Source organism: Ornithinibacillus liuyingii (genome assembly GCF_055550225.1).
On the sequence record NZ_JBPWOS010000001.1, the window covers coordinates 335,007 to 349,538 of the forward strand.

Genomic DNA, 14,532 nt, shown 5'->3' on the forward strand with positions numbered 1-14,532 from the left:
TAGAAGGAAAGGGTCTAATCTTTAGAGGCTTTAGACAAAACTATTTCTAACATAAGATAAACCGAACATGAAAGTTAGCGCATCAAATCCGCCCCGGAAATATACTTGCGGTTGCTTCCAGTACAGGCGACATCTGCTCGAAAAGACCTCGCAGTGTCTTCTTTATACTTTATCACAGCATAAGTGCGACATCTGCTCGAGAGAACCTCGCAGTGTCTTCTTTACCGTCGGGCGGCTGGTGAGCCTCCTCAGAGCTAACGCTCCTCTGGGGTCTCACCGATGCCTTTCCTCCCACAGGAGTCTCCGTATATTTCCGGGGCTAATGCGGTGATGGTTCGTTTTTTATTACCATTGTTTTAGTTTTGTCCCCGGCCTTTTTTTGTATTTCTTGAGCAAAGAGAATACTTATAATTTGGCTAGTATTGTAACTTTACCGTTCTATTTCACCCCCGTATAAGTTGCTTCCATCACAAATTGTATTCACTATTCAAAGTCCAATAATCGTAGGATGATAACAAGATATGCTATAATTAATGATAAGTTAATTGAAGTAGGTGATGTTTTTGGTGAAAAGTATGACTGGTTATGGAACAAGCACATTCAATTTAGAGAATACATCCATTACAGTAGAAATAAGATCGGTAAACCATCGATTTTTGGATATTGTACCAAAGTATCCGAGAACATTTTTATTCCTGGAAGATAAAATTAAACGGATTATAAAATCTTACTTTAACCGAGGCCGAATTGAAATACATATCGATATGGATGGAAAGGGTTTTGTTAATAAGTCCATTCTGACGGATTGGGATTTAATGGATCAATATTTGCAACAATTACAAATCGCTAAGGATCGCTATTCGCTACCTGGTGACATTCCCCTCTCTATGTTGACTGTCCTCCCAGACTTAATGACAGTTCAGGAAAATGAAGAAAAGCCTAGTCAACTTCAGGAACAATTATTAGCTCATGTAGAACAAGCCTGTCAGCAAGTTGTGGAAATGCGTGTAGAAGAAGGGAAGCACTTAGTCGATGATATCGTTAAACGAGTATCCATTATTCGAGATATGGTACTATTGTTAGAAGGACGAAGAGAAGCGGTTGTCGAGGAGTATCGCTTACGTATAAAAAAACGTATTTCTGAATATGTTAATAACCAAATTTCAATAGAAGATGGTCGTATCCATCAGGAAATAGCCTTATTAGCAGAAAAGGGAGATATTACGGAAGAGCTGACACGACTACATAGTCATTTAGACCAAATGGAAGAGTTATGTCAAAGTGATAAACCAATAGGAAGAAAACTTGACTTCATCGTACAGGAAATGAATCGAGAGGCCAATACGATTGGGTCGAAATCGAATGACCATAAGATCGGAGAATGGACCGTAGGCTTAAAGAGCGAAATTGAAAAGATTAAAGAACAAGTTCAAAACATGGAGTAAAACTTTTTCTGACACTTTTATTTTCATAAAAAAGCCTATATAATAGTTTAGAATGATTAAGGGGGAAGGTAAGTTGGGTTTACAATTAATTAATATTGGTTTTGGAAATGTTGTTTCAGCGAATAGAGTAATATCTATTGTATCACCTGAATCAGCACCAATAAAAAGAATTATCACCGTTGCACGGGATAACAATAAATTAGTAGATGCTACATATGGAAGAAGAACAAGGGCGGTTATTATTACCGACAGTGATCATGTTGTGCTTTCTGCTGTACAACCAGAAACAGTTGGACAACGAGTACTAAGTCATGAAGAAATCGCTGATGAATAAACGCGGGTAATTAGGAGGAAAAAATTTGATTGAAGAGAAAGGCATTTTATTTATTCTTTCAGGACCATCAGGTGTAGGAAAAGGGACTGTTAGAAAAGAAGTTTTTAAGCGTAAAACCGAATTACGCTATTCGATATCTATGACTACTAGGGAAAAACGTCCTGGTGAAGTAGATGGAGTAGATTATTTTTATAAGACAAATGATGAGTTTGAAAAACTAATTGAACAAGGAAAACTGTTAGAGTATGCTAAATTTGTCAATAATTATTATGGTACACCAAAGGACTATGTACTGGAAACATTGGATAGAGGGCATGATGTGTTTCTAGAAATTGAAGTTCAAGGTGCCATGCAAGTAAAGCAAAACTTCCCTGAAGGCGTATTTATCTTCTTATTCCCTCCTAGTTTAGAGGAATTAAAAAATAGAATAACTAATCGTGGTACAGAAGAAGAGGATGTAATCCTTAATCGATTAAAGGAAGCGCGCAATGAAATTGAAATGATGGATGCCTATGACTATGTTGTCGTGAATGATGATGTTGACAAGGCAGTCGATAAAATCCAATCCATTATTCAAAGTGAACATTGTAAGAGAGAACGCATTGCCGCACAATATAAAAAGTTATTGGAGGATGAACTATCATGATGTTAGAACCGTCTATTGATGAATTACAAGAAAAGGTAAAATCAAAATATTCCCTTGTGACATTATCTGCGAAAAGAGCTAGACAGCTACGTGAATTAAAAAATCTGCGAATTGAAAGTCCAAAGTCACATAAATTTGTTGGTATGGCACTAGAAGAGATTGCTGCAGAGGAACTAAAATTAGAAGATGAACAGTAAAACGTATAATCCCTTGCATTTAGAATGCGAGGGATTATTTTTTATGTCGAAATTATGGTATAACTAGACTAGAAGATTTATTCATGACTGGAAAGGTGTATGTTACTATGCGAAATAAAAATATATTGCTAGGTGTTTCAGGTGGGATTGCTGCTTATAAGGCATGTGCCTTAACGAGTAAATTAACACAACAAGGTGCTAATGTTAAAGTGATGATGACAGAGTCTGCAACTAAGTTCGTATCTCCACTTACGTTCCAAGCATTATCACGTAATCCGGTATATACGGATACATTTGATGAAAAAGACCCTAAAAAAATTGCTCATATTGAACTGGCAGATTGGGCTGATATTATCGTCCTAGCACCTGCCACAGCAAATGTAATTGGCAAGATAGCAAATGGTATAGCGGACGATATGTTATCCACTACCATACTTGCTACCAAAGCGGAAGTCTATATTGCACCAGCGATGAACGTCAATATGTACGAGCATCCTGCAGTAATCAAAAATATGCAAACCTTAACAGAGTATGGTTATCATTTTATTGAGCCAGGTGCAGGATACCTTGCGTGTGGCTGGATTGGAAAAGGCAGACTAGAGGAGCCAGAAACGATCATTGAAGTAATTAAAGCCCATCAACAAGATACTAGGTTATTAGCTGGCAAAAAAGTATTAATTTCTGCTGGACCAACTAGGGAAAAGGTAGACCCAGTTAGATTCTTTTCTAATCGATCTACAGGGAAAATGGGATATAAATTAGCAGAAGCAGCCTATGAATTAGGAGCCGATGTAACCTTAGTGTCTGGACCAGTTCATATCCATTTAGAATCAGGAGTAGGTTCCATTAAATTGGTTCATGTCACCACTGCAGAAGATATGTATCAAGCAATGATGGATAATTTTGCAAAACAAGATATAGTAATTAAAGCAGCCGCTGTCGCGGATTACCGTCCAAAAGTTACTTATGATGAAAAAATGAAAAAGCAAGACGGTAATCTACATATAGAATTAGAGCGAACGAAAGATATTTTAAAAGCACTTGGAGAAATAAAGACAAATCAATATCTTGTAGGATTTGCTGCCGAAACACAAAAGTTACAAGAATATGGTCAGGATAAGTTGAGACGAAAGAATTTAGATGCCATCGTGTTGAATAATGTATCACAACAGGGAGCAGGGTTTGGTAGTGATACAAATATCGTGACCTATTTAAATAAAAACTTAGAGGAATACAAAATTCCAAAAGCATCAAAGAAAGAAGTAGCAATCCAAATATTGCAATATATATTACGTGATATGAAGGATGAGAAGGCGTGAGTATTGCGAAGGTTATAGTGGATGTCCAAGCAAAAACAATCAATCAGACATTTGATTACCTTGTTCCTGAACGGTTTCAAGATATTATTAAAGAAGGAATGCGAGTTATTGTTCCTTTTGGTCCTAGAAAGATAACCGGATTTGTTGTAGCAATAAAAGAAGAATCCGAATTTATTAAGCTTAAACCAATTCTTGACGTATTAGATATCCAGCCGGTTCTTACAAACGAATTAATAGAATTAGGAAAATGGGTTGCGGAAGATACGTTAACATTATATATTACAGCTTATCAGGCCATGCTTCCACAAGTTTTAAAAGCACAATATAAGAAAGAATTAATACGAAACACAGGAGAACGTCTCATTCCGGTAATGGAGGATCTCTTTGCTGGCAGAGATGTGATAGATTTTGAAGAATTTGAGCATTCTAGTATTCCATACTCAAAATTACAGCGAGCCCTTCATGATACAACGATTTCCATTAATTATGTCGTGAAGTCAAAGGTTACGAAAAAGCAAGTTACCTATATCGAACCGAATAAAGAGGCATATTTATTAGAAGAGGCGTTCATGGAACTATCACATAATGCCAAAAAGCAAAAGCAAGTTCTTTCGTATTTTATAGAATTTCCTGAACCAATAGAACAAAGTAAACTCTTTAAATTAACGAATGCTAATCGAACCGTAATAAGGGCGTTACTCGAAAAACAGTTATTAAAAGAGTATAAAAAAGAGGTATACCGTAATCCTTATGAGGAGGCCTCCTTTCAAAAAACGTATCCACTTACGTTAACAGAACAACAGGAGAAAGCACTAGAACCTATCAAAAGGAAAATACAGCAAAAAGAACATGATGTATTTTTAGTTCATGGGGTGACCGGTAGTGGAAAAACAGAAATTTACTTACAAGCAATTCAAGAAGTTCTAGAACAAGGTAAAGAAGCTATTGTATTAGTTCCGGAAATTTCCCTTACCCCACAAATGGTTAGTCGGTTTAAAGGACGCTTTGGTGAAAAAGTCGCTGTTATGCACAGTGCGTTGTCTAACGGGGAGAAATATGATGAATGGCGTAAAATCCAATCTAGAGAGGTTAAGGTCGTAGTAGGTGCTAGGTCAGCAATATTTGCACCGTTTGAAAATCTAGGGATTATTATTATAGATGAAGAGCATGAAACAACGTATAAACAAGAGGATCAACCACGCTACCATGCCAGAGATGTTGCCATAAAACGTGGACAGTATCATCATTGTCCGGTAGTACTAGGTAGTGCAACACCAACATTAGAATCCTATGCCCGTGCAAAAAGGGGTGTATACCAACTTGCTACCCTTAACGAACGTACTAATAAACAGGAAATGCCAGATATCGAAATTGTCGATATGCGAGAGGAATTGCATAATGGGAATCGTTCTATGTTTTCTACTAGGTTAAAAGAAAGTATGGAAAGTGCAATCAATCGCGGGGAACAGGTTGTTCTATTGCTGAACCGGAGAGGGTATTCTACTTTTGTGATGTGCCGAGATTGTGGTCATGTAAAGCAATGTCCATATTGTGATATCGCACTGACTTATCATAAACGATCGAATCAATTAAAATGCCACTACTGTTCATATGAGGAACCAATGCCAAATCAATGCCCGGAATGTACTAGTGATGCTATCCGATATTTCGGAACAGGGACACAGCGTGTGGAGGAATCGTTACATGAGTTGATGCCCCATGCTAGAGTTATTCGGATGGACGTGGATACTACGAGAAAAAAAGGAGCTCATGAAAGACTGCTTAAAAGCTTTGCCAATAAAGAAGCAGATATATTATTAGGAACACAAATGATTGCCAAAGGGTTAGATTTTGCCAATGTGACGTTAGTGGGTGTGTTAACCGCAGATTCTATGCTGCATTTACCGGACTTTCGTTCAAGTGAAAAGACATTTCAACTATTAACCCAGGTTAGTGGTAGAGCTGGTAGACATGAGCTTCCTGGACAAGTAATCGTACAATCCTATACACCAGATCATTATAGTATTCAACTCGCAAGTGAATATGATTTTAATCAATTCTTTTTACGAGAAATGCAAATAAGAAAGACATTTCGCTATCCTCCATATGTATATCTAGCATTGGTAACTGTTTCCCATCCTAATCACGTGAAAGTGGTAAAAATTACACAACGAATTGTTCAATTACTTCTAAAAGTTGTAAATGAGGATACCGTTGTACTCGGGCCGACCGCTTCACCAATAACTAGGATCAAAGATAGATATCGCTATCAATGCATGATAAAATACAGAAATGAACCTAATTTAAGAAAGTATTTAAAAAAGATAATCGACCAATTTGCTGATGAAGCTCGCAAAGAGGACTTATTAATTACAATCGATATGCAACCATATCACCTGATGTAGAAAGAGGTAATGTTATGAAACGAATCGTTTTTATGGGAACACCAGATTTTTCTGTCCCTATATTAAGAGAACTTGTTCAATCGGAATATGAAGTCGTTCTTGTCGTAACGCAACCAGATCGACCAAAAGGGAGAAAAAAGGTTATAACTCCTCCACCTTTAAAAGTAGAAGCAGAAGCACATGGTATCCCTGTATTTCAACCGGAGAAAATTCGCCATGATTATCAACCAATCTTAGATGTAAATCCGGATATTATTGTGACTGCTGCATATGGTCAAATTTTACCGAATGAGCTTTTGGAAGGGCCACAATATGGCTGTATTAATGTCCATGCCTCCTTACTTCCTGAATTACGTGGTGGTGCACCTATACATTATGCCATTATTCAAGGAAAGAAGGAGACAGGGATCACCATCATGTATATGGCTGAAAAATTAGATGCTGGCGATATCCTTTCACAAAGTAGTATTCCCATTGAAACAAATGACCATGTAGGCTCACTACATGATAAGCTTTCCGTTGTTGGTGCACAATTATTAATGGAAACCTTGCCTAAATTGTTTGCAGGGCAAATTCAACCAATTAAACAAGATGACTCCAAGGCTAGTTTTGCATCTAATATAAAACGTGAACAAGAAAAGATTGACTGGCATCAATCACATACAGAAATTTATAATCAAATACGTGGTCTTCATCCATGGCCAGTAGCCTTTACAACTTATACTAATCAAACCATGAAAATATGGTGGGGTGAACCAGTAGAGCAGGTTCTTAATGGGGAGCCAGGTGAGATTGTGGCGAAAGAGAATGATGAAGCTTTTATTGTTGTGTGTGGAAATCATAAAGGAATACGAATTACCGAAATACAGCCAGCTGGGAAGAAACGAATGACTGTAAAAGATTATTTACAAGGCTCCAGTGATCGTATCCAAATCGGTACTAAAATGGGTGAATAATATGGAAAAATATCTTCTTAGAAATACAGCAATAGAGTTATTAATCAGAATTGAACAAGATAGTGGTTATAGTCATTTATTAATAGGTCATGAGATTAATGCCAAGCATATATCTCCAAAGGATGAGGGTTTATTAACGGAGCTTGTTTACGGAACCATTCAGTATAAAATGACATTGGACTTTTATATCGATTCTTTTATTGATAAAAAGAAGAAGCTATCACTATGGGTTCGTATGCTGTTAAGGATGTCTATTTACCAAATGGTGTATTTAGATAAAGTTCCAGACCATGCCATTATTCATGAGGCGGTTGAAATAGCCAAGCAAAGAGGCCACAAAGGAATAGCCTCCTTAGTCAATGCTGTTCTTCGGAATATACAACGGAATGGTGTCCCAAAAATCGAAAACATAGAGGATCCTACAAAGCGTCTTAGTATTGCTACAAGTCATCCAGAATGGTTGGTCAAACGCTGGATAGATCATTATGGCTATGAGACGACAAAAGAAATGTGTGAAGCGAATTTACAACATAAGCCCATTTCGATACGGATTCAGCCAATGAAAATTTCAAGAGTCGAAGCAATGAAACAATTAGTGGATGAGGGCTATGTTGTTTCAACTTCACCGTTTTCTGAACAAGGAATTATCGTACAAAAAGGAAATGTTTTAAAATCTTCCTTGTTTATGGAAGGAATGGCTACGATTCAAGACCAAAGTTCGATGCTAGTTGGTGAAATGATTCAGGCTATGCCAGGTCAAACAGTACTGGATGCCTGTAGTGCTCCTGGTGGGAAGGCCACTCATATAGCGGAAAAGATGCAGAATAATGGCGTTGTGTATGCCCATGATTTGCATAAGAAAAAAATAAAGCTTATAGAAGAGAAGGCACAAGTATTAAATCTGACCAATATCAAAGCTGAACAACTAGATGCTCGGAAATTAGCAGAACGATATAAACCAGAAACCTTCGATCGTATATTAGTAGATGCGCCGTGCTCCGGTTTAGGTGTTATGAGAGGAAAACCAGATATAAAGTATAATAAAAGCGAGGAAGATATTGAAAGACTTGCTATCATTCAAAAGGATATTTTATCAACCGTTGCTCCATTGCTAAAAACTGGTGGGCTATTAGTATATAGTACTTGTACGGTGGATCCTGGAGAAAATGAAGAAGTAGTGAAAGATTTTCTAAGAGAAAATAATAATTTCCAAATCGATGAGGGGTTTTATGAGGATTTGCCTACTGAATTGAACGCTTCACCAGGTATCACACAATATGGGTTACAGATTTTTCCGCAAACCTATCAAACAGACGGTTTTTTCTTAACTAGAATGGTTAGAAAATCCTAAAAAATATTTAGAATGGATAAGCTGACAGTATAAAGTACTAGAAAAGGATATTCTTAATTTGAAAAGTGTGTAATACTTATGTACAAAAGTAGAATGATGCTAAGGAAAAGGGGTGGTAGAAATGGAAGGACATTTTTTGACTGATCGTGGTCAAGTGAGAGCACATAATGAAGACTCTGGTGGAATATTCTCAAACAGTCACGGACAATATCTGGCAATTATTGCTGATGGTATGGGTGGCCATCAAGCAGGAGATGTTGCAAGTGATATGGCGACGACGATTTTGGAGAATAAATGGAAAGAAATCAAAGGCTTTGATTCCCCAGAGGAAGTAGAAGAATGGTTACAACAATCTCTACTGGATGCAAATACGTCTATATATCAACTATCACTAGAAAAGGAAGAATGCCAAGGTATGGGTACTACCGTTGTTGTTGCTGTCTGTACAGGGGAATTTATTACGGTTGCTCATATTGGTGATAGTAGATGCTACTTATTCAATGATTTTAGTTTTAAACAAATCACAGAAGACCACTCGTTAGTCAATGCACTTGTTCAATCGGGACAAATTTCAAAGGATGATGCGATGTACCACCCGAGAAAAAATGTCGTTCTTAGAGCTTTAGGAACGAATGAATTAGTTGAACCTGATATCCAAACCATTAATTGGGAAGCCGGAGACAGACTATTACTGTGCTCGGATGGCTTAACAGATAAAGTACATGACGGAGAGCTTGCTGATTATTTAAAGTCTACTGATGATATTGGAGAGGTTGGCAAACGATTAGTTGATTTAGCAAATGAACGTGGTGGGGAGGATAATGTTTCTCTTATCATCTTACAGCATGAAACATCGTTGGAAGAAGGTGAACCACCATGCTAAATGGTCGTTTGCTAAGTGAGCGTTATCAAATAAAAGTAAAAATTGGCGGAGGCGGAATGGCAGATGTCTATCTAGCCGACGACATCATATTAGATCGAAAAGTAGCTATTAAAGTGCTGCGATTGGAATATGCCAATGATGAAGAATTTATTGCTAGATTTGATCGTGAAGCACAGTCTGCCACGAGCCTATCACATCCGAATGTCGTAACCATTTATGATGTTGGTGAAGAGGACCAAATTTTATATATGGTGATGGAATACGTTGACGGGATGACATTAAAAGAATTTATTCAGCGGTATGGTCCGATTGATGTACCAGAAGCAATCGAAATTATGAAGCAAATCACAGCAGCCATATCCCACGCACATGAGAATGGGATTGTTCATCGTGACATAAAACCGCAAAATATTTTAATTGATACATATGGTCATATTAAAGTAACAGACTTTGGTATTGCGATGGCGTTAAGTGCAACATCACTAACGCAAACTAATTCTGTCTTAGGTTCTGTACACTATTTATCTCCTGAACAGGCAAGAGGCGGAATGGCTACGAAAAAATCAGACATCTACTCATTAGGAATCGTATTTTTTGAAATGCTTACCGGTAGATTGCCTTTTTCTGGACAATCCCCGGTTTCTATTGCACTGAAACATTTACAAAGTGAAACACCATCCGTTCGTAGATTTAGCCCTGAGGTTCCACAAAGTGTCGAGAATATCGTACTAAAAGCGACAGCGAAGGATCCTTTTCATCGATTTGAAACCGTTTATGATATGGAAGATAATTTGGAATTGGCACTTTCTCCTGATAGATTGGACGAACCAAAATTCACTCCACCAACAGAGATAGGAGAAGAAACAAAAGCTATCCCAATTATTACGGAGAACCAACTTGAACATATCCATCATGATACTATTGTTCATCAGGCAAATGCTGAAACAAAGAAAGTAGAAGATAAAGAGAAGCCACAAGGAAAAGGAAAAAGCAATTCTACACCAAAAGGAAAAACAAAGAAAAAGCGTAATAAGAAAAAGATACTTATTATTTCCATTATATCCTTTTTGCTATTGTTAATTGTGGCTACGCTTCTGTTTATCGTTCCAGGGCTAACGAAACCGAAGGATGTTACGATACCAGAGGATATAATCGGTCAAGAATTTAGTGAAGTAGAAGATGAATTAGAAGCACTTAACTTAGTTGTCGAAAGAGAAGATATGCCTCATGATGAAATAGAGGAAGGGAAAGTCGTCAAAACGAATCCAAGACCTGGTCGAACGATCAAAGAAGGCCAATCGATAACCGTTTATGTGAGTGAAGGAAAAGCAAAAGAACTGTTTGGCGATTATGTTGGTAGACAAATTGGAGAAGTAGAACGATTACTCGAAGAAAAAGGATATAAGCCTCCGCAAATTTATGAAGTGTTCTCAGACGAACCTGCTGGTGTAATCATCAAGCAAACTCAGCCAGATCCTGGTGATGAGGTAGTTCCGGAAGAAACGACAGTCATTTTTGAAGTTAGTAAAGGGAAGGAACCTATCGAACTGGATAATCTAACTGGATTAACTAGAGAAGAGGCGAGAGGATACCTGGAAGCAAAAGGGTTAATAATGGAGCCTCATGAGGAGTACTCAGAAACCGTACCAGAAGGTCAGGTTATTAGACAAGACCCTAGAGCTAAAACAGAATTAAATCAAGGTGATAAAGTAAATGTCTATTTCTCTATCGGTCCAGAAATATTACCTCCAAGAGCCTATTCCGTGACACTACCAATTGAATATACGTTGGAGGAAGAGGAAAATAATGAACCGATACAACAAGTAATTACCATTTATATACAAGATATGAACAATCCTGATATAACGGTTGCTAATGAAGAAATGTCAATCACGGAAGATACCGAAATAAATATAGACTTAGTGATTGAACAGAAAAGTCAGGCGAGGTATCGAGTAATGCGTGATAATGAAGTAATTTATGATGAGACGATATCATATGAAGAGGGTGAATAAATGCCAGAGGGCAGAATAATTAAAGCTTTGAGTGGCTTCTACTATGTACAAACAACCAAAGATGTATTTCAATGTAAAGGTAGAGGAGTATTCCGTAAAAAGAATATTACGCCACTTGTAGGTGATTTTGTAACCTTTGATATTCGCGAGGATAAAGAAGGCTATATTACGGAAATAAAACCAAGGACGAATGAATTAATTCGTCCTCCTATTGCGAACATTAGCCAAGCTATTATAGTCAGTTCCGCAATAGAGCCGGATTTTAGTTCGACCTTACTGGACCGGTTCTTAGTATTAATTGAAGCAAAGGGTATTCAACCCATTATCTTTATTACGAAAATAGACCTTCTTACGGAAGAACAATTACAGGTCATTCAAAAATATCAAACAGACTATGAAGCAATAGGATATAGGACAGAATTGTTTTCAACTAAGAAACAGATGGATTCTGAGCGAATACAAGGCTTTTTGAAGGACCATGTCACTGTAATTGCTGGACAATCGGGAGTAGGTAAATCATCTTTAATTAATGTATTAAGTCCTAACACCCAATTAAAAACAGCGGATATTTCCAAAAGGCTTGGACGAGGGAAACATACGACTAGGCATGTCGAATTAATTGAAATTAATCATGGTTTAGTTGCGGATACCCCGGGATTTAGCGCGTTGGATTTTGATGAGATTGAAGCAGAAGAGTTGTCGGATTGCTTCCCTGAAATGCGTGAAAGGAAGGAATACTGTAAATTTAGGGGATGTTTACACGCAAAAGAACCAAAATGCGCAGTAAAAGATGCAGTAGAAAACGGAGAACTTCCAAAATATCGGTATGACCATTACATCAGTTTTTTGGAAGAAATACAAACACGAAAGCCGAGGTATTAACATGGTAAAAATAGCACCATCTATATTATCAGCAGACTTTGCAAAATTAGGGGAAGAAATAAAAGATGTCGAAAAAGGGAATGCAGACTATATTCATGTTGACGTCATGGATGGTCACTTTGTACCCAATATAACGATTGGTCCATTGATTGTGGAAGCTATTAAGCCAACAACGAAATTACCGTTAGATGTTCACCTCATGATAGAAAATCCAGATCAATATATTCCTGCTTTTGTAAAGGCTGGAGCATCGATTATCACGGTTCATCAGGAGGCTAGTGTCCATTTACATCGAACAATCCAATTAATTAAAGCGAATAATGTAAAGGCAGGGGTTGTCATTAATCCAGGTACACCTGCAGAAATGATTCGTGATGTATTAGGTGATGTGGACTTAGTGTTAATTATGACTGTTAACCCTGGATTTGGTGGTCAGTCGTTTATTGAATCAACGTTAAAAAAGATTAAGCAAATAGCAACATGGCGTGAAGAAAATGGCTATACATTTGAAATTGAGGTTGATGGTGGAGTAAATGTATCGACAGCGAAACAATGTGTTGATGCAGGAGCAGATGTCTTAGTGGCAGGTAGTGCAGTGTTTAATCAAGAGAATCGGACAAAAGCAATATTAGATATTCGTAAAGCATGTGAAATGTAGAGGATAGAAGAAATGGTAAACATAGCAATTATTGGAAATGGCCCTTCTCATCTAATTCCAAATTTATCTCACTATCAAAATAACATAGATATTTGGATTGGAGCTGATAGAGGGGCTCTTTCTATTATCCAGCAAAATATAGAATTAGATTATGCTATAGGTGATTTTGATTCCGTAAATGATGGAGAACTCCAACAAATAAAGATACAAGCAAAGCGGTTTGAACAACATAACGTGGAAAAAGATGAAACTGACTTGGAGCTTGCTTTAAGGCTTGCAATTAGCATGCGTCCAACGATGATTTACTTTTTTGGTGTAACAGGTGGCAGATTAGACCACACCTTAATCAATATCCAGTTATTACAACAATTGGTTAAAAAGAATATTGGTGGAGCTGTGATCGATAGTAAGAACCATCTTGAACTGAAGTTCCCGGGTTCTTATACGATTAAGAGATGTGAGAATTACCCAATTGTATCGTTTATTCCATTAACACAAGAAGTCAGTGGACTTACACTCGAAGGATTTTATTACCCGTTAACGAAGGTAACGATACATATGGGCTCCACTCTTTCTATTTCAAACAAGCTAATCTCAAATAATGGTACTTTTTCATTTGATGATGGCATAGTATTAGTTGTAAGGAGTCGTGATTAGGTAAAAAAAGCGATTCATGAAGCGTGTTTGGAAATGGAGGAGGGCGAACTTATGAAATTTTATACGATTAAGCTCCCTAGAGTAATTGGCGGATTTGTACGTGTTGTAATTGGTATTTTTAAGAAAGATAAGTAAGGCTTTGTTTTGCTTTTGTCAATAATTGGCAGAAGCAGTTTTTTTGAGGAATTTATTATGCGGGAGGAATTGCCAAGCCTGTGGCTCGTATACAGTTCAACTATAATAAAGCTGAATTTAAACTATCGTGCTCTACCTTAGTGAGATGCAAGCGAGAACAGTGCGAGCATTGATAAACAACACATAAAGTGAATTCCCTCGGGTACTGTTAAATGGACTAGAAAGCTATAAAACTATAGAAAAAAGCACCCGTTTAGTTTGGGTGCTTTTAGCTAATAACTAATGTATCAGTAAAATGAATTAGGTATATTATACGCGTTCCACTTTACCTGATTTAAGTGCGCGTGCAGAAACATAAACACGTTTTGGTTTTCCATCTACCATAATACGGACTTTTTGCACATTAGCTTTCCATTTACGTCTGTTGGAATTCATAGCGTGTGAGCGTTGGTTTCCACTAGTTGTTTTACGTCCAGTAACAACACATTTTCTAGCCATGTTAATCCCTCCTACTCTAAACAAAAGTCAAGTTAATACTTATACAATTTACCATAACTAAGAAAAGATTGCAATACGTATATAAAGAATTTTCACTTGACAGAATGAATGTAATCGTTCATTGTAGTAAGAGGCAAAAAGTGTTGAAATT

The 14,532-nt window shown here is 37.2% G+C and carries 15 protein-coding genes; 14 read left to right on the forward strand and 1 reads right to left on the reverse strand.

Annotated features, from left to right (window positions below; translation table 11 throughout):
* The first annotated feature begins 575 nt into the window (after positions 1 to 575).
* The 14 genes from ACSKT4_RS01675 to spoVM all read left to right on the forward strand — a co-directional run bounded on the left by ACSKT4_RS01675 (position 576) and on the right by spoVM (position 13,883).
* Positions 576 to 1,445, forward strand: a complete 870-nt coding sequence (locus tag ACSKT4_RS01675; RefSeq protein WP_465822776.1) for a YicC/YloC family endoribonuclease — start codon at positions 576 to 578, stop codon at positions 1,443 to 1,445.
* Positions 1,446 to 1,518: 73 nt separating this feature from the next.
* A complete protein-coding gene (gene remA, locus ACSKT4_RS01680; RefSeq protein WP_186868619.1) occupies positions 1,519 to 1,779 on the forward strand; it encodes an extracellular matrix/biofilm regulator RemA in 261 nt (86 codons plus the stop codon).
* A 25-nt stretch (positions 1,780 to 1,804) separates the two neighbouring features.
* Positions 1,805 to 2,425: a guanylate kinase gene (gene gmk / locus ACSKT4_RS01685; protein WP_186868620.1), complete on the forward strand. Its 621-nt coding sequence runs from the start codon at positions 1,805 to 1,807 to the stop codon at positions 2,423 to 2,425.
* A complete protein-coding gene (gene rpoZ / locus ACSKT4_RS01690) occupies positions 2,422 to 2,622 on the forward strand; it encodes a DNA-directed RNA polymerase subunit omega (protein WP_186868621.1) in 201 nt (66 codons plus the stop codon). The genes gmk and rpoZ overlap by 4 nt, the downstream gene beginning before the upstream one ends.
* A gap of 107 nt (positions 2,623 to 2,729) precedes the next feature.
* On the forward strand, positions 2,730 to 3,941 hold the full coding sequence (gene coaBC, locus ACSKT4_RS01695) for a bifunctional phosphopantothenoylcysteine decarboxylase/phosphopantothenate--cysteine ligase CoaBC (protein ID WP_186868622.1): 1,212 nt from the start codon (positions 2,730 to 2,732) through the stop codon (positions 3,939 to 3,941).
* Entirely contained in the window at positions 3,938 to 6,346 is a 2,409-nt protein-coding gene (priA, locus tag ACSKT4_RS01700) for a primosomal protein N' (RefSeq protein WP_465822724.1), read from the forward strand. Before coaBC ends, priA begins: the two co-directional genes overlap by 4 nt.
* 14 nt (positions 6,347 to 6,360) lie before the next feature.
* On the forward strand, positions 6,361 to 7,302 hold the full coding sequence (gene fmt, locus ACSKT4_RS01705) for a methionyl-tRNA formyltransferase (RefSeq protein ID WP_465822725.1): 942 nt from the start codon (positions 6,361 to 6,363) through the stop codon (positions 7,300 to 7,302).
* A gap of 1 nt (position 7,303) precedes the next feature.
* Complete coding sequence (gene rsmB / locus ACSKT4_RS01710) at positions 7,304 to 8,653, forward strand: 16S rRNA (cytosine(967)-C(5))-methyltransferase RsmB (RefSeq protein WP_186868625.1); 1,350 nt, start codon at positions 7,304 to 7,306, stop codon at positions 8,651 to 8,653.
* A 121-nt stretch (positions 8,654 to 8,774) separates the two neighbouring features.
* On the forward strand, positions 8,775 to 9,536 hold the full coding sequence (locus tag ACSKT4_RS01715; RefSeq protein WP_186868626.1) for a Stp1/IreP family PP2C-type Ser/Thr phosphatase: 762 nt from the start codon (positions 8,775 to 8,777) through the stop codon (positions 9,534 to 9,536).
* Positions 9,530 to 11,551, forward strand: coding sequence for a Stk1 family PASTA domain-containing Ser/Thr kinase (gene pknB / locus ACSKT4_RS01720; RefSeq protein WP_186868627.1), 2,022 nt, complete (start codon positions 9,530 to 9,532; stop codon positions 11,549 to 11,551). The genes ACSKT4_RS01715 and pknB overlap by 7 nt, the downstream gene beginning before the upstream one ends.
* Positions 11,552 to 12,433 (forward strand): ribosome small subunit-dependent GTPase A, encoded by an 882-nt coding sequence (gene rsgA, locus ACSKT4_RS01725; protein WP_465822727.1) that lies wholly within the window; start codon positions 11,552 to 11,554, stop codon positions 12,431 to 12,433.
* 1 nt (position 12,434) lies between these two features.
* Positions 12,435 to 13,091: a ribulose-phosphate 3-epimerase gene (gene rpe, locus ACSKT4_RS01730; protein ID WP_186868629.1), complete on the forward strand. Its 657-nt coding sequence runs from the start codon at positions 12,435 to 12,437 to the stop codon at positions 13,089 to 13,091.
* Between the two features lie 12 nt (positions 13,092 to 13,103).
* Positions 13,104 to 13,748, forward strand: a complete 645-nt coding sequence (locus ACSKT4_RS01735; RefSeq protein ID WP_186868630.1) for a thiamine diphosphokinase — start codon at positions 13,104 to 13,106, stop codon at positions 13,746 to 13,748.
* A 33-nt stretch (positions 13,749 to 13,781) separates the two neighbouring features.
* Positions 13,782 to 13,883, forward strand: a complete 102-nt coding sequence (spoVM, locus tag ACSKT4_RS01740) for a stage V sporulation protein SpoVM (protein WP_339215383.1) — start codon at positions 13,782 to 13,784, stop codon at positions 13,881 to 13,883.
* Between the two features lie 309 nt (positions 13,884 to 14,192).
* Here spoVM and rpmB read toward each other — a convergent pair whose 3' ends face one another.
* A complete protein-coding gene (gene rpmB, locus ACSKT4_RS01745; protein ID WP_186868631.1) occupies positions 14,193 to 14,381 on the reverse strand; it encodes a 50S ribosomal protein L28 in 189 nt (62 codons plus the stop codon).
* Positions 14,382 to 14,532: the final 151 nt, after the last annotated feature.